The sequence below is a fragment of the Sphingobacterium sp. 18053 genome (genome assembly GCF_902706145.1).
In the GTDB taxonomy this organism is placed as follows: domain Bacteria; phylum Bacteroidota; class Bacteroidia; order Sphingobacteriales; family Sphingobacteriaceae; genus Sphingobacterium; species Sphingobacterium paramultivorum.
This window is the reverse complement of the sequence record NZ_CACSJW010000009.1, coordinates 305,218-331,535: the sequence shown is the minus strand read 5'-3', so window position 1 is coordinate 331,535 and position 26,318 is coordinate 305,218. Positions and strand designations below refer to the sequence as shown.

The 26,318-nt window shown below is 38.5% G+C and carries 22 protein-coding genes; 13 read left to right on the top strand and 9 right to left on the bottom strand.

The window, feature by feature from the left end; genetic code table 11:
• Positions 1 to 7: 7 nt before the first annotated feature.
• Positions 8 to 448 carry a thermonuclease family protein gene (locus tag GVK91_RS21755; RefSeq protein ID WP_227550303.1) on the bottom strand — a complete coding sequence of 147 codons (441 nt, stop codon included), beginning with the start codon at positions 446 to 448 and terminating at the stop codon, positions 8 to 10.
• Positions 449 to 1,066: 618 nt separating this feature from the next.
• Between GVK91_RS21755 and GVK91_RS21750 the strand changes: the two genes are divergently transcribed.
• From GVK91_RS21750 to GVK91_RS21730, 5 genes are all read left to right on the top strand, one after another.
• A complete protein-coding gene (locus GVK91_RS21750) occupies positions 1,067 to 1,891 on the top strand; it encodes a prephenate dehydratase (RefSeq protein ID WP_046671823.1) in 825 nt (274 codons plus the stop codon).
• A gap of 46 nt (positions 1,892 to 1,937) precedes the next feature.
• A complete protein-coding gene (locus GVK91_RS21745) occupies positions 1,938 to 3,050 on the top strand; it encodes a chorismate mutase (protein ID WP_046671824.1) in 1,113 nt (370 codons plus the stop codon).
• Positions 3,050 to 4,300 carry a 3-phosphoshikimate 1-carboxyvinyltransferase gene (gene aroA / locus GVK91_RS21740; protein ID WP_159731307.1) on the top strand — a complete coding sequence of 417 codons (1,251 nt, stop codon included), beginning with the start codon at positions 3,050 to 3,052 and terminating at the stop codon, positions 4,298 to 4,300. The genes GVK91_RS21745 and aroA overlap by 1 nt, the downstream gene beginning before the upstream one ends.
• A gap of 204 nt (positions 4,301 to 4,504) precedes the next feature.
• Positions 4,505 to 5,611, top strand: a complete 1,107-nt coding sequence (aroC, locus tag GVK91_RS21735) for a chorismate synthase (RefSeq protein WP_153847719.1) — start codon at positions 4,505 to 4,507, stop codon at positions 5,609 to 5,611.
• Positions 5,598 to 6,452: an ROK family protein gene (locus GVK91_RS21730; RefSeq protein WP_153847720.1), complete on the top strand. Its 855-nt coding sequence runs from the start codon at positions 5,598 to 5,600 to the stop codon at positions 6,450 to 6,452. Before aroC ends, GVK91_RS21730 begins: the two co-directional genes overlap by 14 nt.
• 62 nt (positions 6,453 to 6,514) lie before the next feature.
• Here the strand turns inward: GVK91_RS21730 and GVK91_RS21725 are convergent, their stop codons facing one another.
• A complete protein-coding gene (locus GVK91_RS21725) occupies positions 6,515 to 8,929 on the bottom strand; it encodes a thiamine pyrophosphate-dependent enzyme (protein WP_153847721.1) in 2,415 nt (804 codons plus the stop codon).
• A gap of 206 nt (positions 8,930 to 9,135) precedes the next feature.
• On the opposite strand from GVK91_RS21725, the gene GVK91_RS21720 reads away from it, so the two are divergent.
• Genes GVK91_RS21720 through GVK91_RS21710 form a run of 3 tightly spaced genes read left to right on the top strand, consistent with a single transcriptional unit; the run spans position 9,136 to position 11,640 of the window.
• Positions 9,136 to 10,347: a DEAD/DEAH box helicase gene (locus GVK91_RS21720; protein ID WP_159731305.1), complete on the top strand. Its 1,212-nt coding sequence runs from the start codon at positions 9,136 to 9,138 to the stop codon at positions 10,345 to 10,347.
• A 52-nt stretch (positions 10,348 to 10,399) separates the two neighbouring features.
• A complete protein-coding gene (locus GVK91_RS21715; RefSeq protein ID WP_153847723.1) occupies positions 10,400 to 11,146 on the top strand; it encodes a hypothetical protein in 747 nt (248 codons plus the stop codon).
• Positions 11,147 to 11,184: 38 nt separating this feature from the next.
• Positions 11,185 to 11,640, top strand: coding sequence for an NUDIX domain-containing protein (locus GVK91_RS21710; RefSeq protein ID WP_153847724.1), 456 nt, complete (start codon positions 11,185 to 11,187; stop codon positions 11,638 to 11,640).
• Between the two features lie 298 nt (positions 11,641 to 11,938).
• Here GVK91_RS21710 and GVK91_RS21705 read toward each other — a convergent pair whose 3' ends face one another.
• Positions 11,939 to 12,652 carry a class I SAM-dependent methyltransferase gene (locus GVK91_RS21705; RefSeq protein WP_153847725.1) on the bottom strand — a complete coding sequence of 238 codons (714 nt, stop codon included), beginning with the start codon at positions 12,650 to 12,652 and terminating at the stop codon, positions 11,939 to 11,941.
• 141 nt (positions 12,653 to 12,793) lie between these two features.
• Here GVK91_RS21705 and GVK91_RS21700 point away from each other — a divergent pair, with 141 nt between their 5' ends.
• A complete protein-coding gene (locus tag GVK91_RS21700; RefSeq protein WP_235032973.1) occupies positions 12,794 to 13,705 on the top strand; it encodes a LysR family transcriptional regulator in 912 nt (303 codons plus the stop codon).
• 83 nt (positions 13,706 to 13,788) lie between these two features.
• Here the strand turns inward: GVK91_RS21700 and GVK91_RS21695 are convergent, their stop codons facing one another.
• On the bottom strand, positions 13,789 to 16,305 hold the full coding sequence (locus tag GVK91_RS21695; RefSeq protein WP_153847727.1) for a TonB-dependent receptor: 2,517 nt from the start codon (positions 16,303 to 16,305) through the stop codon (positions 13,789 to 13,791).
• Between the two features lie 226 nt (positions 16,306 to 16,531).
• Between GVK91_RS21695 and GVK91_RS21690 the strand changes: the two genes are divergently transcribed.
• Complete coding sequence (locus GVK91_RS21690; RefSeq protein ID WP_159731303.1) at positions 16,532 to 17,668, top strand: serine hydrolase; 1,137 nt, start codon at positions 16,532 to 16,534, stop codon at positions 17,666 to 17,668.
• 147 nt (positions 17,669 to 17,815) lie between these two features.
• Here the strand turns inward: GVK91_RS21690 and GVK91_RS21685 are convergent, their stop codons facing one another.
• Positions 17,816 to 18,340 carry a glutathione peroxidase gene (locus GVK91_RS21685; protein ID WP_075993996.1) on the bottom strand — a complete coding sequence of 175 codons (525 nt, stop codon included), beginning with the start codon at positions 18,338 to 18,340 and terminating at the stop codon, positions 17,816 to 17,818.
• 11 nt (positions 18,341 to 18,351) lie between these two features.
• Positions 18,352 to 19,218 (bottom strand): N-acetylglucosamine kinase, encoded by an 867-nt coding sequence (locus GVK91_RS21680; protein WP_153847729.1) that lies wholly within the window; start codon positions 19,216 to 19,218, stop codon positions 18,352 to 18,354.
• 336 nt (positions 19,219 to 19,554) lie between these two features.
• Between GVK91_RS21680 and GVK91_RS21675 the strand changes: the two genes are divergently transcribed.
• Complete coding sequence (locus tag GVK91_RS21675; protein ID WP_153847730.1) at positions 19,555 to 21,300, top strand: M61 family metallopeptidase; 1,746 nt, start codon at positions 19,555 to 19,557, stop codon at positions 21,298 to 21,300.
• A gap of 55 nt (positions 21,301 to 21,355) precedes the next feature.
• On the opposite strand, the gene GVK91_RS21670 is transcribed toward GVK91_RS21675, so the two are convergent.
• The gene (locus GVK91_RS21670) at positions 21,356 to 21,856 is read right to left on the bottom strand and encodes a hypothetical protein (RefSeq protein ID WP_120333413.1); all 501 of its coding nucleotides are present in this window, start codon (positions 21,854 to 21,856) and stop codon (positions 21,356 to 21,358) included.
• 262 nt (positions 21,857 to 22,118) lie between these two features.
• Between GVK91_RS21670 and GVK91_RS21665 the strand changes: the two genes are divergently transcribed.
• Together GVK91_RS21665 and GVK91_RS21660 are read left to right on the top strand one after the other, a co-directional pair.
• Positions 22,119 to 23,885, top strand: a complete 1,767-nt coding sequence (locus tag GVK91_RS21665) for a long-chain fatty acid--CoA ligase (RefSeq protein WP_159731301.1) — start codon at positions 22,119 to 22,121, stop codon at positions 23,883 to 23,885.
• Between the two features lie 35 nt (positions 23,886 to 23,920).
• Entirely contained in the window at positions 23,921 to 24,922 is a 1,002-nt protein-coding gene (locus tag GVK91_RS21660; RefSeq protein ID WP_153847732.1) for a YihY/virulence factor BrkB family protein, read from the top strand.
• A 5-nt stretch (positions 24,923 to 24,927) separates the two neighbouring features.
• On the opposite strand, the gene GVK91_RS21655 is transcribed toward GVK91_RS21660, so the two are convergent.
• Positions 24,928 to 25,614: a hypothetical protein gene (locus tag GVK91_RS21655; protein ID WP_075994001.1), complete on the bottom strand. Its 687-nt coding sequence runs from the start codon at positions 25,612 to 25,614 to the stop codon at positions 24,928 to 24,930.
• A gap of 63 nt (positions 25,615 to 25,677) precedes the next feature.
• Entirely contained in the window at positions 25,678 to 26,289 is a 612-nt protein-coding gene (locus GVK91_RS21650; RefSeq protein WP_159731299.1) for a WbqC family protein, read from the bottom strand.
• Positions 26,290 to 26,318 lie beyond the last annotated feature (29 nt).

Here is a 26,318-nt window from a genome sequence, read left to right as displayed (position 1 = left end):
AATTCATTTATTTCCAAAGGCCACGTTTCTCCTGACGAGCCTGACGTTCCAATTTTACAAATAAATCTGCATATTGTACATTTGGTGCTAGCGTATAAGATACTGCATAACCTTGTTCAACCAAATCCCGATTGACAAATTTCTTTCCAATATACACATAGGCAAGAAGTCTTCCATACCGATCCCGTTTTCCAACGTCAAAGACTAACTTTACACTTTTCCCATTCAACATCCCCGTTAAATACTGCTTCGCTTCTTGACCATAGTAACCGATCTCCTTACGTGCTGTCCGTCTCGTTTCCGGGGCATCTACCCCTATCAACCTAACTTTCTCCCCTTTTGAGGTTCCATTTTCAATGACAAAGGTATCGCCATCGATAACGCGCTTTACCTTCGCGTCTTTTTCCTCTCCTTTAAACGTAAAACCTGTCAATAAAAAACAGATCATACATACACATACATAAAAATTACGTCGTTTTAGCATAAAATCCAGCGTTTGCCCAAAGGTAGTAAAATACTTTTTTAACAAAACAGCCAAAAAAAACGGAAATATTAATATTAAAAACACATAAATTTAATACAAAAAAAACAAAAAAAAACAACAAAAAATCACATAAAAACACAGCTATTTTTAACATAAAAAATAACACAAAAACATAATTTATTATAAAATAAAAACAACAAAACAAAAACTTAAACAACTAAAAAACAACATAATACCAGAATTAAAGAAAAATAAACACTTTAAAAACATTACAAATAAACCACCAAAAATTAATCAAAAAAATCATATAAAAACACATAAAAAAACCATGAAATTAACTCAATATTTATAATAAAAAATTATTTTTTTCTTTGATATTTCAAAAACATTCGTACATTTGAAATGTCAAACAACAACAGGATGAACAGATCATATACATATTTCTATTTTAACTTCTTTTATTTTAAAAATAAGAGCCGGGATTAGATTGTGTATAAATCATAAAAAATACAAACAAGAAGAGTCCCGGTTCAAATGATCGGGACTCTTTTTTTTGGAGACAACATAGCGAACAAAAAAACAATGAGTTTAAAAATTGCAATACAGGGAGCAAAGGCTTCATTTCATGAAGAGGCCGCATTTAAATTTTTCGGAAGAGAAGTTGAAATTGTAGAATGTGATTCATTTAAAAAAACTTGTGAATTGCTGAAGCAAAGAAAAGTCGACTATATCGTTATGGCGATCGAGAATTCAATTGCGGGAAGTCTATTACCGAATTATAATTTATTGAGAGATTATAAGTTCCATATCACTGGAGAAGTTTACCTAAACATCCAACAGAATCTCATGGTATTGCCAGGCGTTAAATTAAAGGATATCAAACACATCGAATCGCATCCGATTGCCATTCGCCAATGTGAAGAATTTCTTTCTGAACTTGAAGGTGTACGTATAACCGAGGGATCTGATACCGCTGCAACTGCGAAAATGATTGCGGAGCGAAAATTAACGGATACTGCTGCAATTGCTGGGACATTGGCTGCTGAAATCTATGGTCTTGAAATATTAGAAAAGAGAATCGAAACCAATAAGAAGAACGCAACACGTTTCCTCGTATTATCCAATGAGGTTGTCGAACATAAGAATGCTAATAAAGCGTCATTATCATTCCAAACAGGAAATACAGTAGGATCTCTGGCGACTATTTTACAATGCTTTGCCGAACAGAATATCAACTTGAGCAAAATTCAGTCAATGCCGGTAATCGGAAAACGCAATGAATATGATTTTTTCGTTGACGTAGAATGGAAAAAACAAACAGACTACGAAGCAGCAATACGTAAAGTACTCAAACATAGTGTTAATTTCAATATTATGGGCGAGTATGTCAAAAACGAAAAACTATAATTAACAATTTACGCATACAATATTAAAATAGATAATCAAACTTAACATGAAAAATACATTAGACATCACTCCTTTAAAATCTTGGTTGGACACAGGAGACAAACCTTTAATTATCGCAGGCCCTTGTAGCGCAGAAACAGAAGAGCAGTTGGTATCGACAGCGCATTTGTTGGCAAATACCGGAAAAGTAAATATTTTACGTGCTGGTATCTGGAAGCCACGTACTCGTCCGGGAGAATTTGAAGGAATCGGTTCAATTGGTTTGGAGTGGTTGAAAAGAGCGAAAGAAGAAACAGGTTTATTAACAGCTACTGAAGTTGCTACTGCAAAACACGTGGAAGAAGCTTTGGCTGCTGGTGTGGATGTACTATGGGTAGGCGCACGTTCAACAGCCAATCCATTTACCGTACAAGAAATTGCTGATGCTTTACAAGGTGTAGATATTCCAGTATTTGTTAAAAACCCTGTAAACCCAGATTTATCGTTGTGGATCGGTGCATTGGAACGTATCAACCGTGCTGGTATCAAAAAATTAGGTGCTATCCATAGAGGTTTCTCTTCTTACGAGAAAACAGCATTCCGTAATGAACCAATGTGGGATTTAGCGATTCAGTTAAAAACTGCTTGTCCTAATCTACCGATCATCAACGACCCAAGTCACATCTGTGGAAACCGCGAATTGTTACCATACATCGCACAAAAAGCAATGGATATGGATATGCAAGGATTGATCATCGAATCACATATTGATCCATCTGTCGCTTGGACTGACGCAAAACAACAAGTAACGCCAGCTGCATTGGCCGAGTTGATCGACCACTTGACATTACGTAAAGCAGCTTCTGACAATCCTTCATTCGAAGATAAATTAGCAGAATTGCGTAGCAATATCGACAAATTAGATGATTTGATCATCCAAAAAATTGGTGAACGCATGAAAATAGCTGAGAAAATCGGCGAATACAAACGCGATAACAACGTGACAATTTTGCAGGTTAACCGTTGGGATGAAATTGTTCAAAAACGCACTAAATTAGCGGAAGCGCTTTCTTTAGGTAGCGAATTTGCGACGAAATTCCTCGAATTAATTCACAACGAATCTATCCGCAAACAAAATGCGGTCATGAATACTCAGGAGCAACCAACAGCAGAAGCATAATGAATCAAGAAGTCATCACGCTGACGCATCCTTCAAAAAAAATACAGGGCACGGTCCAACTCACAGGTTCAAAATCTGAGAGCAACCGTGCTCTTATTATCCAATCGCTGAGTAAAGGACAAGTTGAAATAGCCAACCTCTCTGAGGCTGCAGATACGGTTACCCTAAACCGCGTATTGCAAATCGCATCAGAACCGCAACCCGGTTATAATACGATTGACATAGGCCCTGCAGGAACGGCTATGCGCTTCCTTACAGCTTACCTCAACCTTGTTAAAGGAAATTTCATCCTGACGGGGACAGAGCGCATGCAACAGCGTCCAATCGGGATATTGGTCGATGCTATGAAAGAAATTGGCGCCGAAATCCATTATGAAAAAAAAGTGGGTTATCCTCCTTTGAAGATTGAAGGTGGATTATTTCAAGGAAAAGACCGTGTTAAGATCAAAGGAAATATCAGCAGTCAGTATATATCCGCCTTGCTATTAATTGCTCCAGCATTAAAAAAGGGACTTACGTTAGAGATTGAAGGCGAATTAACTTCCAGACCTTATGTGTCCATGACCTTAGATATGCTTAAAAGTGTCGGGATCCAACATGAATGGACGGAGAATGCGATTAAAATTGCACCGCAGGTATTTGAAAAGCAAACCATATATGTCGAGCCAGATTGGAGCGCAGCATCCTATTGGTATGCTATCGTAGCACTAGCCGACGCAACAGCATCGATTGTATTGCCCGGACTAAGACAACATAGTTTACAGGGCGATATTGCCATCACAGACATTATGGCGCATTTTGGTGTTTATTCGAGCTTTGAGTCAGATGGATTGCATTTAAATAAAAAAGAAATCAATTCAGACAAAACGTTGTTCGACTTTAAAGAATGTCCTGATCTCGCGCAAACAGTAGTCGTTATCGCAGCAGCTTTAAAACGTGATGTTTCCTTTACAGGCCTAGAAACCTTAAAGATTAAGGAGACCGACCGTATCGCTGCGTTACAGACCGAAATCGCAAAGTTCGGTGCTGAATTGATCGAAGATGGTGATACCTATCACCTGAAAACAGCACAGGTATATCAGCCTGAAGATGTAACCTTCGACACTTACGAAGATCACCGTATGGCGATGGCATTTGCACCTCTGGCGTTAGTTTTTGACCAAATCAAGATTGCTGAACCTCAAGTTGTAGAAAAATCATATCCTGATTTTTGGAAACATTTACAAGCGCAAGCTTTTGTAATTGACTAACATATTAAAAACAGGGATTAACATCAACATTAATCTCTGTTTTATTATTCAATCTCCCAGATAGCCTTTAGCCTGGGACAGAAAATTGTGATGTAATCTATTAGGCCATATACGAGTTACAGATCCATAAATTTGTAGCCAGTCTGGTGCTTTAGAATTGCATTTAAAGGCAAATTTATCTAAGTTTATTGAAATTTAATTTTTATGGCAGGAAATTCATTTGGCGATTTATTCAGAATTAGCACTTTTGGCGAATCACACGGCAAAGCTATAGGTGTAATTATTGATGGTTGCCCTTCAAATATAACAATCGACGAGGAATTTATCCAGTCTGAGCTCGATAAACGTAAACCAGGTCAATCTAAGATCACGACACAAAGAAAAGAAAGTGATACCGCACAGATTTTATCTGGCGTATTCGAAGGGAAATCAACGGGAACACCAATAGCAATTGTTATCCCAAATGAAGACCAGCGTTCGAAAGATTACACACATATCAAAGATATCTTCAGGCCTTCCCATGCTGATTTCACCTATCAGATGAAATATGGTATCCGTGACTATCGAGGCGGTGGACGGTCCTCGGCGAGGGAAACCGCTGCCCGTGTTGCTGCAGGTGCAGTAGCAAAAAGCTTCCTGAATCAATTTGGCATAGAAATCTTTGCCCACGTTTCGGGGGTAGGCACTATCGAGGCACCAAATGTAGATACCAAAGATCTAAAAGCTTTGCTTGAATCACGGGAAGCTAACATTGCACGTTGTGCAGATCCAGCAACAGCAAACGAAATGGTTGAGTTTATTGACTCGGTCAGAAAAGCGGGTGACACAGTTGGCGGACGTATTTCGGCTGTCATCAGACATGTCCCTGTTGGTTTAGGCGAACCGGTCTTTGATAAGCTCCATGCAGACCTTGCAAAAGCAATGATGAGCATCAATGCTGTACATGGTTTTGAATATGGTTCAGGTTTTGCAGGTTCGGAGTTGCGAGGTTCCGAACATAATGATATATTTGTAGCAGATGACCATGATTTAAATCGAGTGCACACACATACCAACTTCTCTGGAGGTATTCAGGGAGGGATTTCAAATGGTATGGATATTACTTTTAAAGTAGCATTTAAGCCTGTTGCCACTATCATGAGAGATCAAGAAACAGTGGATATCCATGGCAACCCTGCTATTGCAAGTGGCAAGGGAAGACATGACCCTTGTGTTGTTTCGAGAGCAGTAATTATTGTGGAAGCTATGGCAGCACTTGTAATCGCGGATCATCTACTTAAAAATCAAAGTTACAAACATGCTGCAAGATAATTATGTCGTAGGTGTTGATATTGGAGGCACACATATTTCTGCCTGTATCATTGACACAAAACAATGGAATATATACTTAGAAAACGTGGCCAGAAACCACGTTTTTTCTCAAGGAGATGCTAAAACGATTTTACAAACCTGGGCATCAGCTATACGCGATATCATCGCCACTTCTCCTGCTCCTATTCAGTTCATCGGCATTGCCATGCCGGGCCCCTTTGACTACGAAAATGGAATATCTAAAATACAGGGACAAAGCAAGTATGACAATCTTTACAATAAAGATGTCAAAACTCTTTTAGCTGAAGAATTGGGACTTTCGCCTACGTCTATTCACTTTATCAATGACGCAGCAGCATTCCTACAAGGTGAAATATTCGTACAGAACTTGCAAACAAACAACCGGATATTAGGAATTACGTTGGGTACCGGACTTGGTTCTGCGGTATGGAATAAAGGCGAGAAGGCCTTTGATGCAGCCCTATGGAACAGCCCTTATGAAGATTGTATTTTCGAAGAATTTCTTGTCACACGATGGTTCGTCAAACGTTTCAAAGAAGTAGCAGGAAAAGATGTTACGGGACTTAAGGAGATCTTAGATAATCATCGGGAAACTGAGGAATTTCAAATTATCAAAGATGAATATGCTAAACATCTCTTTGATTTTATGCAGTTCTTCGCAGAGAAACATTCTTCTGAAATATTTATCATCGGTGGCAATATCGCTAAGGCGCTACCTATTTTCATTGGTGACCGAAAAGAATTTGAAAGATTTCAGATTTACACCGCAATACTTGGTGAAAAAGCAGCTATGATTGGTGCTGCGAGTATATTCAATTAAGAAAAGATATCATCCCTCGTTGGAATACTTAGCTTAGTCAAACAAAAAAAGATATCCATCTATTAAAACATAGATGGATATTTTTCTGGATTAGCTTCATGCATAATTGCATACACTGTCTCGACAACATCGTCAGAAGATGGCTTCGAGAAATAATCCCCGTCGGAACCATATGGTGGGCGATGTGCTTTTGCAGTCAGTGTCCTCGGCTGACTATCCAATAGATAGTAGCCATTTTGCTTCTCTAAGATCTCTTGTAAGATGAAAGCTGAAGCCCCGCCTGGCACATCCTCATCTACAATAAGTAGTTTATTTGTTTTCTTCAGCGATTCGGCGCAAAGTTTTCCTTTGTCAAAAGGCTGCAATGTCTGTGCATCAATAATTTCGATAAATATCCCCAAACGCTCCAGTTCCACGGCTGCTTCTTCAACAACACGTAAAGTTGAACCATAGGATACGACAGTAATATCACGTCCTGCTTTAACACATTCGGCATAACCGATTGGCACCGTAAATTCACCAACGTTTTCTGGTAGACGCTCTTTTAGACGATACCCATTCAGACATTCGACAACAATAGCCGGTTCGTCAGAGCGGAACAACGTATTGTACATACCTGCTGCCTGTGTCATATTACGCGGCACACATACATGCAAACCTCTCAAGGATCCTAAAATTACCGACATAGGCGAGCCCGAATGCCATATACCTTCCAATCGATGACCCCTTGTACGAATAATTAATGGTGCTTTCTGACCAGCAAAGGTGCGATAACTTAAACTTGCCAAATCATCACTTGCGACCGTAATACCATAGATTAGGTAATCCAGGTATTGGATCTCAGCAATTGGACGAAGTCCACGGATTGCCAAACCTAGTCCTTTTCCTATAATTGAATTCTCACGAATACCGGTATCAAATACGCGATGCACACCAAGCTTTTCTTGTAGACCTGCAAAACCTTGATTCACATCTCCAATCTTACCGACATCCTCTCCAAATGCTAATAGTCTTTCGTCACGTCTAAAGTTCTCTTCAAAACATAGATTCAAAACCTCACGTCCATCAACCACTTTAGCTTCTTCACTGTAGACTGCAGGTACAACCGTCACATGAGCAGGTGAATCTACACCATCTGTAAATAATTTTGAATTATAACGTTTCTCATTCAGTTCCTGCTTCTCTTTATACCAATTTAATAATTGCTGGCGCCCATCGCTATGCTGACCTTTAAGCTCGTGCAATACCTTGCGAACCTGGCCGTAAACCTCTTTCAAAGAAGGCTCAACCATCGATTGTAATTTCTTTGACGCAAAATCAGCCCGCTCATTTGGAATGCCCTGAAGTAAATCAATGGCTTCCCTAGCTTCAATGCTCAACGTTTTAATATAATCGGCCCAAGCTCGTTTTTGTTCTTGACGAACATGGTCTTTGGCATGTTGATCCAATTGATCCAGTTCCTCTACGGTAGCAATACCAGAACTTAAGATCCATTCTTTCATTTTCGCTAGACAATCGAAGTCAGTCTCCCATTGCAATCTTTCTTGCGATTTATACCGTTCGTGTGAACCTGAAGAAGAATGTCCTTGCGGCTGCGTCAATTCGGTCACATGAATCAAACATGGAATATGTTTCTCGCGCGCAATAAGGGCAGCCTGTTCGTACGTTTCACATAAACCCGCATAATCCCATCCTCTCACTTTGAATATCTCAATTCCGTTTGTCAGTTCTTCCTTCTGAAAACCTTTGAGGACTTCTGAGATATCTCCCTTTGTTGTTTGAATTTCATTGGGCACAGATATCCCATATCCATCATCCCAAATAGAAATCACTGTTGGAATCTGGTGAACACCTACGGCATTAATAACTTCAAAAAATACACCTTCAGAAGTAGCTGCATTTCCGATAGTGCAGAATGCAACTTCATTTCCTCTATTTGAAAAATAAGATAGGTAGTCTAAATTTCTATTCTGCTTATACAACTTAGAAGCCAAGCCCAAGCCCAGCAATCTTGCCATCTGACCACCGGTGGTCGAAATATCTGAAAACGAGTTTTTCTGAACCATTTGATCCAACCAGTTCCCTTGGTCGTCCACAACACGAGTCGAAAAATGGCAGTTCATTTGCCTTCCTGCAGAAGAAGGATCTGCCTCGACATCGGGATGGGCATATAATTGAGAGAAAAAATGGTAGACATCACTGATGCCAGAAGCAAATATAAATGTTTGGTCACGGTAATATCCCGACCGCCAGTCCCCATTTCTGAAAACTTTAGCCATCGCGATTTGTGCCAATTCTTTTCCATCGCCAAAAATACCAAACTTAGCCTTACCTGTAAGCACTTCTTTACGTCCCAATAAACTCACGTAACGACTTTCTAAGGCAGTTCGATAATCATTCACAATAATCTTTTTGAACTCGTCAAAGCTCAAAGTGGAAATAGATTCATTGTTTTGGTCAAATGCAGTATCAAACATATTCTTTTTTGTTTCAACAAATTTAACAAAAATATTATTCTATATAATTGGTGTTTATCAAATAAATTGATAATCAATAACTCAGATTTGAAATAGAATATTCTAATTTCTCAAATTAGTACTTTTTGACAAAAAATCCTAATTTTTGCAGATTTTTAATTCCAATAAGCAGGCAAAAACACCATTGTCCTTTTAAATTTTTATTTTTGGGTTTTACATTCATTATTTTGAATTTTTCAGCACTTAAACTCGATAAAATCCTTATCGCTAATCTTGAAAAACAAAAGCTTTCTTCGCTTACACCTATTCAAGAAATAGCTATCCCTGCCATTTTGGAAGGTAGAGACTGTTTGGCGATTGCCCCAACTGGCACGGGAAAAACGGAGGCTTTCGCCATCCCTATTATTCAGCGCTTACGAACCAAGATTACCGCAGACCACCTATCGGTCCTTATACTCCTTCCTACACGGGAGCTCTGTATACAGACCAAACAGCGCATATCAGGTCTTATCGATGGTATGGGTTTGACTATCGCTAGTTTTTATGGTGGGGGAACTTATGAAAGTCAGCTTGAAGTTTATCCAAAAGCCCAGATGATCCTTGCTACTCCAGGACGTTTGTTGGATTTCATTGAACAAGGTATTATCGATCTAAAAACGATAGATACATTGGTGATCGATGAATTCGATCAATTGTTGGATCTCGGTTTCACGAAAGAACTCAATAAAATTATCGGCACATTGCGCGCTGAGAGACAAACCATTTTCAGCTCAGCAACGAAAACCGTTGAAATCGAAAAAATTGTTCGAAAGATATTAATTAACCCTGTTGAGATCACCCTAGAAGCAAAAGCAAAAAAAGGCCAAATAGAAGAATCTGTACTCTATGTCGATAAAAATGATAAAAAAAATCTTCTCCGTTATCTTCTTGAAAACCGTATTTCACAGCAGGTAATTGTTTTCACGCGAACAGTTCATGCTGTCGAACGGATCGCAACCGATCTAGATCGACACGGTATTTCTTGCTCGGCATTATATGGCGATAAATCACAGCAAAAACGAGAAGAGATTATTGATAAGTTCAGACAAAAAGAGGTACGTGTATTAATTGCGACGGACCTCTTGGCTCGAGGTGTAGATTTTCCAGACTTAGAGGCTATTATAAACTACGAGATTCCGGATACTCCTGAGCTCTATACGCATCGAATAGGTCGAACAGGCCGTTCGGAAGCCGCGGGAAAGGCGTTTACCTTTTGCGATGCAGAGGACAATGAAAAGTGGATAAAATTACAGTTATCCTTAAAACGGCAAATTAAAATTGATGATCAACATCCTTATTTATTGAGCTGGGAGAAAATGCTTTCCAGCAGCCAAAACAATCAACGAAAAGGCACCTCGAAATCAAGAAAACGTCGTTAATTAATAAATATTCTTTTACTTTTACCAGCAAATCAAAAAATCATAATCCGAGATGAATACAATACATTTATTTGACGATAGCAACAATGCGAATGATAATCGATTGGGAGACCTTGAAAAAACGATTATAATAAATAGCCTGATGGAAGTTCCCTTTGAAGAACGGGATGAAGAGTGGCGTGATATATTTCTGGCTAATATTGCTGAATGTACCTTAAAATTAGCAGAAACAGAAGTGGTTGTTGGGCCTGACGGATTTCCCTATTTTCAACTCGAAAGTGTCCCTAAGGATCAGAACTTTCAGGCTTTTGTCATTAAAAATCGGCTAAAGGATTTCGTGTTGCCAAAAGGTTTTGGTATTGCTATCAATACACAAAATGAAAACCCTGACTGGGTATTCACCTATGGCGACTTAGTTAACTACTTTTTAAATGCAGAGTTTTATACAGATGAAAGTGTTTTCTCAAAGAAAAATGAACAAACCATTATAGGCAAAGATGAAGAAATATTAGTGGGGCAACCTGCCGAGACAATTCTCCCACAGGCTGTCCGCACCCAATTACGTGAATTTCTGGATTATTATGGTGTAAAGAACGCAAAGGTTATGCTCCTTGCCCGTAATTATAAAGATGAAGAAAATGCTTCACAAGATTTGGCATTCAATATCGTTGCAAATCAATTCAGGACTGAAAAAGAATTTACAAATATCATGGAAGCAATAGGCTGGTTTCTTCCCAGACATTATTCCTATATCGGATTGGATGAATTTGCAGTAGACAATGGTTTTATGCCACTGTAAAAAAACAGAAACTAAATATATACAAACATAATTAACCCATGTTTCCATTTAACGTAAGAGTGTACGGAATATTGATCAATGAAAATCAAGAGGTATTGATCAGCGACGAAAGAACGGAAAATGTTTCATTTACCAAATTCCCTGGTGGGGGCTTAGAATACGGGGAAGGCTTATTGGATGCTTTGATCCGGGAGTATCAGGAAGAATGTGATTTTGACATTGCTGTGGTTAAGCATATTTACACCACAGACTTTTATGAGAAATCAAGCTTTAACGATAGCCAAATCATATCGATTTACTATCAGGTAAAGAATACCTCAGCTATTCAGATCAGAACGACTACCAAAGCTTTTGATTTCGATCCTGATCAGAAACCTGAAGATAATAAGCTTCAATCTTTTCGATGGGTACCAATTGAATCGGTTTTAACGGAAGATTTGACCTTCAAAACAGATCAAATCGCCTGGGAAGAATTCTTAAAAACAGTCAAGTAATAATAATTTTTCAATTTTCATCATTTTTATTTGTATTTAAAAAATAAAGACATATCTTTACGTAAACCAATGGAAATACTTGATTTTTTTAAAGTATTGAACTTAATAATTACATTTTATTATTTATTTGACATCTCGCATGTGACGAGGAATAAAAGTAGAGAAGCGTGGGATGGAGACATACATTGGTTTATTGAATTTGTAAATTCCTAGTCCTATAGGTTTTTTAATAGTTAGTGTGATTTTATGGCGATACTCCCCGTATCGCCTTATTTATTTGACACTCGTTTTCCAGCCCCTATTTGAATCCCATATAAGAAGCAAAACAAAGGTTTTTGTGTAAAACATCAACATTTTTAAAGCCAACTTGTGTCAATAAGTTTAGTTGGTAGATCAGCGATCTTGGCGTATCCTCATGCTCGATATAGTCAAAAACATGATCACGATACTGTTCATCCTTCAGGTTAGTTAAGTATTCACCATATTTTTCCCTGTAAATTAATTTTTGAAGCTGTTCATTATTTTGCTCAATCAAATCAAAAATCCACAGACTTCCTCCGGTTCTCAATAAGCGGAACAGCTTGCTAAACGCATTTTCCCAATCGTTATCATCTCGAAGATGATGTAAAACGGATGTTGCGATAATGACATCAAATTTGTTTTCCTCTAAAGCTGCAGCACGAAAGTCGCCTTTAATCAAATGAATTTCTCCATTGGTTAATTTTCCAACGCGTTCCTTTGCTCTATTTAACATTGGCTGGCTCAAATCCAACAGACTAACATTTGGATTAGACTGCAATTTTTGCAATAGTTTTACGTCGTAATTGCCAGCTCCACATCCAATGTCCAATATATTTTGAGCGTTTGGATAAAGACTAACAATGGCATCCGTAATAAGCTCCATGTTCCATACAGCATCCAATGTGGTTGCTTGACCTGTTTCTAAATTTGAGAACCGTTCGACATCATTGTCAAACCGTGTTTCAATCTCCTGTAGCGTCGCTTTGTTCATTTGTAAATTGTTTATTCTCTAAAGTTCAGATAGATTCCCCGTACAGCAGTATCTTACACTGTCTGGTCGGGCGTATTTTCATCCATTAATTTTTAATAATTTAAAGGTAGGACTAACTGGAATTCATTAAAAATATTTATTTTGTCATCAATTCATACCAAAAAAGTATCGATGGAAATCCGACATCTCATTTATTTCAAAACAGTAGCCGAAGAGCTTCATTTTGGCCGAGCAGCAGAACGCTTATTTATGTCCCAGCCGCCATTAAGCCGGCAGATTAAAGATCTAGAAGACGAATTAGGGGTTATTCTTTTCTTCCGAACCAACAAACGCGTCGAACTAACGGAAGCAGGTAAATACTTTTTGGAGGAGGTTGTGGAGATCCTACAGAATATCGAGCACAGCAAAACGATCACCAAACAGATCCACAACAATATCTCAGGAGAATTCAAACTGGGCTATATTAGTTCGACACCTAAGAAAATGCTTGCTACGGTATTAAAGCAAATTCAACAGAAATTTCCATACTTAAGAGTTAGTCTTTTCGAAACATCGACGCAGAAACAAAAATTGGCGCTCGAAAATGGAAAATTGGATCTGGGTATTATGCGTGCTCCAATTTATTCAAGTGAATTGCTTACCACTCCCCTTTTCGAAGACCCTATGGTGATTGTAGGTCGTTCACAGGTGGAATTTAATGCGATCAACTTTTTTAATGAAAGTTTTATTTCCTTCAATCAGAAATACGCATCGGAATATCATCGGCTTGTTATTAATACCTGTAACCGCATGGGATTCGAACCCAAAATTGTACATCAGAGCAATTCGATGTCTTCCATCCTTGAGTTGGTGTCACAAGGCTTGGGCATGGCAGTCGTCCCTGCGTCCACTATCAAACAATACCCGCATTTAAACCTAAAAATCATGAAGCTTGAGGATATGGATAGCAAAACAGAAGTGATCCTGGTCTCTAATATAAAAAGTAAAAACAGTGCATTAGACGAATTTATAGCATGTATCCAGAAAGAGTATCTTGATTTTAATGCATCCTAAAGAGATATCTATTGAAATTCCAGCATAAAAAAACGGAGTCAGCATGTTGCTGGCTCCGTTTTTTTATGGGTTGAAGAGCGATATTACCTCTTCTCAAATTTATATGCTAAAGTTGCCATAAAACTACGCGGCGGAATCGGATTCACACTATAGTTTTCATGGATATAATAGTTAAACGCGTTGGTGATATTGGATAATTTACCCAAAATACTCCAGTTTTTATACGCATAACCAGCGGAGAAATCTATGGTTGTAAATGGACTAACGGAGATCAAACGATTAAGACCGTCGCGTACGTTGATCTTTGTATTATTCCAACCTGCATTACGTCTACCTGTATAAAATGCAGAAAAACCTAATTTCAGTCCCTTAACTGCTCCATTTTGAATGGTATAAAACACGGTTCCATTAGCCGTATGTGCTGTAGTTCCTACCAAACGTACATTTTCTTCGTTTCCAGAGATTTCAGTCACTTTCTCCTTACCATCAACGATGGTTGTATAACTTGAAATTGGATTGGTTTCGGTATAACGCATATAATTGTAGGAATAACCGGCGATAACATTCAATCCTGGAAGTAAGGTTCCAGTAACATCAACTTCCAATCCGCTGGAAGCCGTCTTTCCAGAAAATTCTTTCATATTTGCATCGCTATTGCTTGTTCCATCCGGAAGTACCAATAATTGTTGGGCAAAGCGATTGTTATTAATTCTATACCAAGCAACATTTGCGGATAACCTACCATTGAAAAAGTCATTTTTCACACCTGCTTCATACTGATCGATGATGGAGGGAGCCAAGGGTTGATAATTCACATCGTATCCCGAATTCGATGTAAAGTTATTTGCATAAGTAACATAGACACTCGATGAACGGATCGGCTGATAGATCAATCCAAATTTAGGCGACCATGCTTTGTCGACTTTTGCTCCGATCGGATTTTTTTGACCATCTAGATTAATAATCTCTTCCGATTGATTCGTCGCATAAGTATACTTTTCCGAATTCGGTGTACGCTGATACGTATAGCGAACACCAGCCAATACTTTAAATTGTTCAGTAACTTCTATTAAGTCCTGAAAAAATGCACCATAACGGAAGATATCCGTTGTTGTTTTGGTCAATAGATCAGCTTGTGGCATATCTGTTCGAAGTCCATTTCCCGAAGCCAAATGCTGCGCAGTTTGTGAGGGATTAAAGACATAAATGGAATCGTATACACCGCCCACATTTTTAGATGCATCAATTTTATAGGCATACGCATTTGAATGCGATTGATCGGCATCTGCTCCCACCAGGATCTTATGCTTGATAGATCCTGTTTTTACAGTTCCGGTTAGATTCAATTGCTGGTTGGCCGTAAACTCATTTGATTTGGATCGGGTTAAACTCCGCGGAGCAATTCCATTTTTATTCGCTTGAATCCGATCTGATCCATAATAATCACGATCGTATGTTTGGTAACTTGCTATTGCGTTTAAATTCCATGAATCATTAAACTTATGGTTCAAATTGATCTGCCCGTTTGAGGTATTTGTTCTGTTGAAAGCAAAAGGCACATTCATAAAAGTGTTTCTGCCAACTTCATTATTCAACTTTCCATCCACAGTTCCCATTCCAAAGTCCGGCGTAAAATCACTTTTTAAGTAATCGAATGTAAAGTTGAGATCAGTTTTATCGGATATTTTATATAAAACAGAAGGATTCACATAAGTACGTTTTGATGTGACCTGATCCCTAAAGCTACCCGCTTTTTCATAAGTTCCGATAACGCGGAATGCAACCTTATTGGAAATTGGACCATACACATCCACTGTTGGTTTATAGAAGTCATAACTTCCTACGCGCATTGAAGCCTCGCCTCCATAATAAAATTTAGGCTTTTTCGTAACTAGATTTACAACGGCCCCACCAGATACACCGCCATATAACAAAGCAGAACTTCCTTTTAAAATCTCTACAGATTCCAAGGTGCTTGCCTCAATCGAACCTCCATTGTTGGTTCGCGCACCATTTTTAAATATATTATTCCCGCCTAAGCTATAGCCCCTTGCGTAAAAATTTTCGTTGACCCCACCGCGATTCGCTCCCATCGCGACACCGTTTGCATTTTTTAGCGCGTCACTCAGGCGATTAACCTGTTGATCCGCAATAACCTGTTCGTTTATAATTTGTACACTCTGCGGCAAATCCCGATCAATAATACCTGCTTTACCTACATTAACAGTTTTACTGTTATGCGAGTTGTAGCCCACCACTTCCACTTGTTCCAATTGAGATTCAGAAATATTCAAAGAAACATTAATGGCTGTCGCCTTTCCATTTTTAACCTCGATGGTACGCTCCTCAGCTCCATTTCCGATACTTTTGATCCGAATAGTATAGGTTCCATCTGGAAGATTAGAAAAATGGAAGCTTCCATCACCGGAAGTCGACGTTGACCTACCTAAAGAAACTATGGTTACTGTAGCCGATTCAATTGGTGCACCATCTTTGGTTTTAACACGGCCATGTATCCCCTTACTTTGCGCCGATGCATCCAAATGAATTGCTCCTACCAATCCTAGACTTAAAACAAGTCCTAGAAAAGTTCTTTTCATGTTAATAAATTGTGAGTTCGTAAAAATTATTTGTCGGCGCAAACATACGATATTATTTTATTGTTTAGAATAGTTTTAAATAAAAATAGCTTATAATTATAATAGATGAATGATTCAACTTCGTAGCATCTATTATATGTTGCAAGGATTCACTGTAACTATTTCTATTAATCGTAAGGATTTCCTTACATTTATGCCGTAACTAACATCCTAACTAATCAATTCAATGAGAACGCATAAGCTCCTACTCTCCGCTTTTATTTTTTTATTCTTTCCCACATTTTTGCTGGGCCAGCAAACACAGGTTGATCATGATCTCACAGCAATTATGCGTCGTTATAATGCTGTCGGGCTCAGTGTGGTCGTCGTCAAAAACAATAAAATTGAGTATCACAAAAATTATGGTTACAAAAACTTGGAAACCAAAACGGCTCTCGGAGAGAATGACCTCTTTAGAATTGCTTCTATTTCAAAGTCATTCACTGCAACATCATTAATGCAATTAATAGCAGATGGCCGATGCAAGTTAGACGACGACTTCGGTGATTTGATAGGTTTTCCAATCAGAAACCCTAATTATCCTGGAAAAAAAATAACACTCCGGATGATCCTTTCCCATACGTCCAGCATCAATGATAAAAACGGTTACTTCAACCTTGATGTCATCAATCCATCCAAAAACCCAAACTGGAAAGATTCCTACAATCTTTATGAACCCGGCACACAATACCAATATTGTAATCTCAATTTTAATATGGCAGGAGCCGTCCTAGAGAAACTGACCAATACACGTGTCGACAGCTATATTGTTAACCATATCCTCAAACCGCTCAACTTATATGGTGGTTACTGTATAGACTCCTTGGATCAGAAGAGATTGGTTTCGTTATATGCCTTTGATGAAAAGGGAAATCCACATGAAGAGCCCAGTGCCTATAATCCACGTCGGGAAGAACTCAATCAGTACATCTTGGGGTATAGCACTCCTGTGCTTTCTCCGACAGGTGGAATGAAAATATCTGCCTTAGATTTAGCCAGATACATGATGATGCATATGAATTACGGCCATAGTCAGGAAAAAAACATCATCACTAAAAAGTATGCGAAGATTATGCAGACAGCTGTAAATAAAGAATCGGGCTATGGATTAGCGATTATGAACAATGCAAAAATTGTCCATGGTGTTACCCTGACAGGACATACCGGTTCGGCATATGGACTATATAGTGCCCTGTTTTTCAATCCAAAGAAAAAATATGGATTTATTGTGATAACCAATGGCTGCAATATTCCCGATAGCGATGACTTCAACCCTTTGCTTAAAGACTGCATAGGAGCCTTGTACGATGCATATATCAAATAGGCAACAGCTTACATCAAATAAACAAAAGCCAAACCCATAAAATCCAACCTTGTTGCTGAGGCTTATGGGAAAACCAGAGGCCCTCGGATCGAATGGACAATAACAAAAAAAAGCTGCAAAATCTGCAGCTTTTTTTTGTTATTTTTACTACTTCTTGTTTTCTACCCAATTTACAATAGCCGGGTCCAGCGGATTCGTCGCTGAACGGAAACGATGTACAAGTTTACCGTTCTCATCAATCAAAAACTTTTCAAAGTTCCATTTGATTTCACCTTTAAAATCGGGATTCTCCTGAGCGGTCAAATACTTAAACAAGGGTGATATTTGATCTCCTTTGACATCGACCTTTTCGGCCATTAGAAAATCAACACCATAATTTTGTTCACAAAACTCTTGAATCTGCGCATTTGACCCGGGTTCCTGTTGTCCAAAATTATTTGCCGGAAAGCCAATAATGACGAGCTTATCGCCAAAGGTTTTGTGCAATTCCTCCAGATCTTTGTACTGTTTTGTGAAACCGCATTTTGAGGCTGTATTCACGATCAATATTTTCTTTCCCTTGAAATCGGACATTTTCACTTCTTGCCCATCAAGTGTCGTAAACTTAAAATCATAAAAATTGGGATTGCCAAATAACATTGACATATACACCATAATAGTTGCAATAATCATATTTAATTATTTTAAAGACTTAACAATGAATTACTCTCTCTTTCCAGTACCGCATCAAAAAGCTCGTTGATAGGAGATTTTAAAATGGTACCTACCTTTATCTGATGTGTTTCACAGACTTCCCGTAAAATTAAATCAAAACTATAAGCAATAGAACCTACAAAGTGACATGCATATTTATTATAGTCCGGATAGGTCAAAATCGAAGCTTGAACAAATTCTTCGAATCCACTCTTTACCAGATCAATAATAAAGGGATGGGTAATATTATCGGACATGAACGGCGCAAATGATGCTAAGAAAGCATTTGGGCGTTCTTTTTGATAAACATTTTTGATGACGATCTCTTTATTGATTCTGTATTTGTTCGCAAATTTTTCGTTCAGATCTTTCGGCATACGGCCATATAGAAAAAGTCTGACAAGATTTTTCCCAAAATATGCCCCCGACCCCTCATCACCCAATACATAGCCATTTCCATTATGCGAGGGCATCAGCTCCTCTCCATCAAAAAAACTCAAATCAGACCCTGTCCCTAATGTCGCTACATAACCTTTTTTATTACCACAGGTCGCTATGGCACTCCCAAAAAGATCATTCTCAACAGAAATGTAAGCATTTTCGAATAAGGGTGTCAATGCATTTGAAACCATTTCCCGACGATCAGGTGTAATGCATCCTGCACCAAAAAAATACAACTCAGTAACTTCATCGGCATAGGGAATAATTTCGGGTATTTCCTTAATAACACGTGTGATTTCCTTTTCATTCACAAAAAAAGGATTGAGTCCATTTGTACTGAATGAGATAGGCGCACTATCTGGCAATTCCAACTTCCAATCCGACTTTGAAGAGCCGCTATCAACAACTAAGATCATACAAATTCTTGATTATTTTCCCCCTATAAACTACTGTATCAAACTTAGCAAAAATTCTGATAAAAAACAGATTTTTTGCTTCATCTCCCCAGCCCAATAAAAACCGGTATTTCATCCAAAGCAGCTATTATGCCTATCGATTTACACCTCATTTCTTAAATAAATTTATGTATATTGGAGGGTACTATTAGCTGCTTCCCGTCATTGTTCTTTTTCTACTAAAAGAACAATGACGGAGCACGCTGATTCATAATTGTAGAACCAACAATCTATTTTTTTGTTTGGTTAAGCGTACGATACTTTTAATTTTGTAAGCTCATACTAAAATCATTTTTCATGGACAGTGACCATTTCAATATACCCGAAATACATTTTGAGGTATCATTTTCAGAAGCACAAGCTCATTATATCGAAGTAAAAATGAGCATCGCAAAGCTCAATCAGTCTTATGTCGATCTAAAAATGCCGGTCTGGTCTCCTGGATCTTATTTAATTCGTGAATATGCTAAAAACGTAGAACGATTCCGATCATTTGACAAAACAGGAAATACAATTGCCTACCAGAAAATTTCAAAGAACACCTGGCGAATACCCACAGAATCTTTGGATCAGATCGAAGTAATCTACGCCGTATACGGTTTTGAAGTTTCTGTGCGTACCAACTTTTTCGATGGTGACCATGCTTTTATTGTGCCTACGGCAACTTTCTTTCATATAGATGGCCGTATAGACAATCCTTCGACAGTCAGCATAGCACTAAAAGATTCTTGGGCAAGTATATCAACTGGACTCGAACAAATTGAAGAACGTAAGTTTTATGCACCAAATTTTGACGTATTATACGATACGCCCATCGAAGCTGGGAACCAGGATGTCTGGAAATTCCAAGCTGCCGGCGTCGAACATGAATGCGCCATGGTCGGAGGTGGAAGCTATGATAAAGAACGCCTGACGAAAGATATCACACGTATCGTCGAAGAGGAAACCCGCATCTGGGGTTCGAACCCCAATGAGCGATATGTCATTATTACCCACAACTACCAATCTGGAGGTGGAGGTCTAGAACATCTCAATTCAACAGTATTGGGAGCCTCGAGAAATGCGTATCTAAATGAGACAAGCTACAAAAACTATTTGAGTCTCGTTGCACATGAGTATTTTCACCTATGGAATGTGAAACGCTTACGTCCAAAAGCTTTAGGACCGTTTAATTACGATGCCGAAAACTATACCACAGGCCTCTGGATCATGGAAGGATTCACTTCGTACTATGATAATTTAATTATTAAACGCTGTGGATTCTATGATGAAAAAGAGTACCTCGCTTTGCTAGCTAACGATTTCAACATTGTATTAAACCGTCCAGGGCATACGATACAGTCTGCAGCAGCCTCAAGTTTCGATACCTGGATTAAATATTATAGGCCTGATGAAAATTCGATGAATTCAGGAATTTCCTATTACAACAAAGGTGCAATGCTGACAGCATTGTTGGATATTAAAATTATTGCCGCTACAGAAGGTAGACTAAAATTGGATGATGTTATCCGCGAGGCTTATGAGGAGTTCTTCCTAAAACTTGATCGTGGATTTGAAGAAAATGAATTGAGAAGCCTTGCTGAACGTATCGCAGGCACTTCGCTGGACGACATTTTCAATGCTGCTCATCAGGACGGAGAACTGGAATACAACGATTATTTTAATCTCGTTGGTTATGAAATTGTTGATACCAATGTTAATAACAACACGTTGACACTAGGTATTACAACCAACAAAGTGGATGGGTTAATTTCGGTAGCGACAGTGGAAAAAGATTCTGGTGCGTATGATGCCGGATTAAGTGTAAAAGACGAACTGATTGCAATTAATAATAACAGGCTCGATGTTAAAGACAAGGAAATTGATTTCATTGTTCAACATGCCAAAGAGGGGGAAACATTAAACTTCCTGGTGGCACGAGATGGTTTAGTGCGAGAAATCCCTGTTCAAATCAGAAAGAGCAATAAAAAGATATACGAAATCCGTCCGCTCAAAGAACAAACTTTTCTACAGGAATTGCTAGGTAAAATCTGGATGGCCTAACACAGAAGTATTATCATTTAAAAAAAGAATAGCGGGAAATCCCGCTATTCTTTTTTTAAAATTTATATCTTACCGAAAAACCGATCGGATCAAATAATTTGATACTGGATTCGTTTAGAAAATCAAAATATGGTTTTACATCCAATGAGATTTGAAACGGTGCCTGCGGAATATTATATTCAATACCTACGATACCGTCAATACTTAGATTAAGCTGTGAATCAAATGAATGGCGCTGACCATCTATAATTTTGTCTTTCTCCTTATAAGAACCGATACTGCCACCAAAACCATAATACCAATTAAACCCAGCAGTCAATGGTTTATAGATTTCATATAAGCCCACAACGCGGAAACGGCGAAAATCAGAATTGCTCTGAATACTCATAATTCCTTCCAATGCATGGTCCGAGTTAAGCGTGTGACGATATGTAATTCCCTGAGCAGACCCGAATCGTCCACCAATAGCACCCCTATTGTCCAACTGAGCCATAGCTCTATTGGATAATGCTCCAAACATCAGCATTCCACCGACAGCCAAAAATATTTTTTTCATAAAAATCGTACGCTTTTTTTGCTTTACATTTTTCCAAACATAGATAAATTGCTTTTTATATGCAATATAATTGCAGTGCACATAAAAAACTATTTACCAGAACTTCCCCTACGAAGGACCTTTTCAATAGGGTAAATATCCATTACAGCTATAACGAAACAATGTTTAATTTGTTATGACAATAATCCCAAATTATCCAACTTTATTTCTGTATATTTAGGTCAATACAGCATGTAGTAGTAACCAAATAAACTCAAGTGATATGGGCAGAATTTTTGACTTTATAACCTTATATAAAGAAAAATACGCAAAGGACATCATGGTGGCAGGGCGAGATGGAAATGGCCAGTGGAAGACATATTCTACCAAAGAATACACCGACGCAATTGACACCTTAAGCAGGGCGTTACTGCAATTAGGTCTCAAAAAAGGTGATCGGGTAGGAATCATGTCCGGCAACAGACCCGAGTGGAATTTAGTTGATTTTGCCTGCAATCAAATAGGTCTCGCAACTGTCCCCCTCTATCCCACTTTATCCGCACAGGATCTTTCGTTTATTGTAAATGACTCGGATGTCAACGTACTATTTGTCAGCAACAGAGAATTGACGGACCGTATTGAACAAGCCATCAAGGAGCACGGTATACACCCGCAACTGTATACATTTGATGCTATTGAAAATTATACGCAGCTAAAAACATTCATCGAAACAGCAAAAGATGACGAAACCGACCTTGCTCCACTTCGAGAGGCTGTTACAGAAGATGATCTATTGACACTGATCTACACTTCAGGTACCACAGGACGCCCTAAAGGCGTATACCTGTCCCACAAAAATGTATACAGCAACGTCTTGGCATGCAATCATCTCATCCGATCGGATTTCAAAACAGCACTAAGCTTTCTTCCGCTATGCCATATTTTTGAACGCATGGTGGTATATATGTACTATTCGAAAGGAATCCAGATCTATTTCTCCGAGACCTTAGACAATGTTGTTGCCGATATCAACGATGTCAAACCGGATGTATTCACCACCGTACCCCGTGTCCTGGAAAAAGTATACGATAAGATTATTGAAAAAGGGAAAGCCTTAACTGGATTAAAAAAGAAAATTTTCTTCTGGGCTGTTGATCTTGGTTTGAAATTTCAAGAACCGGAGCATAATGGACCGCTTTACAAGTTCAAACTTGCGATCGCTAGAAAACTGATATTTTCGAAATGGCAAGAAGCTCTTGGCGGAAATATTAAGATCATTGTATCCGGTGGTGCAGCTCTTCAAGAGCGTTTAGCGCGTGTATTCTGGGCCGCTGGGCTTAATGTACTTGAGGGGTATGGCCTGACTGAAACATCTCCTGTTATTGCTGTAAACTCTTACTTGCCCAATGGGTTGAAATTTGGAACTGTAGGTAAACCCCTGAAAAACTTAGAAGTTAAAATTGCTTCAGATGGTGAGATTCTTGTCAAGGGCCCTAGTATCACGACAGGCTATTATAAAAATGAAGAAGCTACAAAAGAAGCTTTTGACGATAATGGTTTTTTCAAGACGGGCGATATTGGAGAAATTACGTCCGATGGTTTCCTAAAAATAACCGATCGAAAAAAAGAAATGTTTAAGACGGCAGGTGGGAAATATATCGCGCCCCAATCCATTGAAAACAAACTCATGGAGTCTACATTAATCGGACAAGTCATGGTTTTTGGAGAAAATAGAAAATTTCCCGGAGCCTTGATTGTTCCCGCATTTGATGTGCTGTCCAAATGGGCAAACCAAAAAGGTATTACCAGTGGTTCAAACGAAGAAATCATCAAAAATCCGGAAGTAATCCAAAAATATCAAGAAGAAATTAACCGATTATCTACTAACTTTGGACATTGGGAAATTGTCAAGAAATTTATTCTTCTTCCAAAGGAATGGACAATAAACGACGGTCAATTGACACCAAAATTGAGTCTAAAACGAAAAATTATTTTAAAAGAGAACGAAGCCGCAATCGACAAATTGTATCAGGAACAAAACCAAGAGTAACAATTTGCACGATTATTGGAGCTGATCATCTTATTATGAAGCACGTTACACTACGAGATTTATTTACACTCGCCTACTGGAAAAGCATTTGGCATGTCTTAGTTGATGCCTTTAATGGATTCAATGATGACAAATGTATGAAGAAGAGTGCTTCATTGGCTTATTATACCGTCTTCTCCATCGGCCCACTTCTTATGATTGTTATCTGGTGTATCGGATTTTTCTATGGAGAACATCTTCAAAGTGGATCTTCAGCGCAGGATCAGGTGCTGGAGGAAGTCATGGTTCTTTTTGGTCAGGATGTGACCACACAGATCCAGTCCTATCTTCAGAAGATAACTTTCGAGAATAAATCTAATATGGGGATCACGATTGGTATCGTTACATTGATTCTGTCCTCCACGACCTTATTCGTTGATATACAGGATTCAATAAACAATATCTGGAAAGTAAAACCGAAACCAAAAAAAGGATGGCTAAAATTAATCATCAACAGGTTGATTTCTTTTTCCATCGTGATCGCCCTTGGCTTTTTGCTAATTGCCTCACTCATGATCAACGGAGTTATCGTTGCCGTGACCAATTTAGTCATGACTTATTTTCCTTTTATTCCGATTGCACTCATTTCATGGGTCAATACGGGTATCACATTTTCGGTCATTGTCATTTTATTTGGCTTTATCTTTTCCTTCCTTCCGGATGCTAAAGTAAAATTCAGAGACATGCTTGGCGGAGCTATCTTTACAGGCTTACTTTTTATGTTAGGCAGGTACGGCATTTCAATCTATCTGAACCTTTCCTCCACAGCAAGCTTTTACGGAGCCGCAGGATCTATCATTGTCATGTTATTATGGATCTACTATTCGGCTGCGATATTGTACTTTGGCGCGGAATTCACCAAATTTTATGCCATTAAATTTGGCGCAGGCATTATTCCGTCTACATTTGCAGTAGCGGTTGAACAAACGGAAAAAGTTAAAAAAACAGGCAGCGACGCCGAAGCACATGTTGGAGATACTATTCAGGTCTTAAAATAAGTCGTCTATTTTTTCTCTTTTTTGCCACTAATGGAACCATCGATGCCAATGACATTGATGACTTTATCCCCAATTTGTGTAATATCGGATTTTAATCCCACCATAACGGTAAAAATATTCACAGGAGTATCCTGTATCTTCCTAAAATTATGGAGATAACCAAGCTCAAGCCCTAAAAAGAAGCCGTTAAATTTATAATCTGCTCCAGCACCTATTTTGCTGGAGAAATTCAGGTGATTTTTATTTTCCATCTTAATAAGCTTTTGGTCCGCGAGCACATTTGCCCTTGGCTCACTCGTCAATCCTACACCAGGGCCTACAAAACCATAGATATTCAATAATCGCATCTGCTTCCTAATGCCCCCCGAAAATGAAAGGGTATAGAAATTGGTATTTGCATCTTCGATACGATACTCAAAATTAGGATCGACCAATCGCTGCTTATACTTGAATGAAAGTGTATAAAGTGTGGGGGATACAAAAAACATTGGATTTTTCAGGGAGATATCCAAACCAATGCTACCAGAAAACTTTGGCGAAAGTATATCTTTGGTTTTTCCGATCGGGAAGCCCATTCCCGTTGTACCCCAATAGTAAACTTTTCGATAATGTATCGTATCAACACCGCCCTGAGCCCGCGCGAAAGTCCAACACAAAGAAAAAAGAAGAAAAGTAAAAAAGAAATGTTTCATTTAAATGCGTTCAATATTGAATAACAACAATATTAAACGCATTTTGTTCAAAAAACCGTCAGGCTACAGGTAACTTTTTGATTGTGGTCCTTGATTGAATAGCAAATCGATAATGCTTAAATCGGGATAAAATCCATTTTTATCAGAAAAAACCTGATAATATTCTTTTGGATCACGCAATACACGTTCTTTTTTAGGATGGATCAGGTTACGGAAATCGATCATTTCCGAAGGCGCAGCAACATATTCTTCCGTAAACCCTAATGTTCGTTTAAGTTTGATCGATTTTAGAATGAGTTCTAATTGAGCAACATTAAAGTCTACCAAATACGCAAACTTTTCCTCATAGAATTGCATAAAATCATCTTCATAATATTCAAAATATGCAGAGCTACGGTAAGCTGTCTGAATACTTAGCCAATGTAAACGCTGCCAGTCAAACTCATAGCTTATCCGAATATCTTTCATAGGAACACGTTCTTTATTGCCATGTTGAATGGGTACGATCAAATCCTGCACACCATTTGCTGAAGCAATGCGGGCCCGCGTACGATAACTCTGCTTTTGAAAATGCTCATATTTCTCGATGATCAACGGAAGATTATGCTCTTGTATCGTATGAAAATAGGATATTGGTGGAAGATAACATGCCGGAAGTAATAACTGCGATTCCATAAAAACTGATGATTTTTGTTATAAGTGAC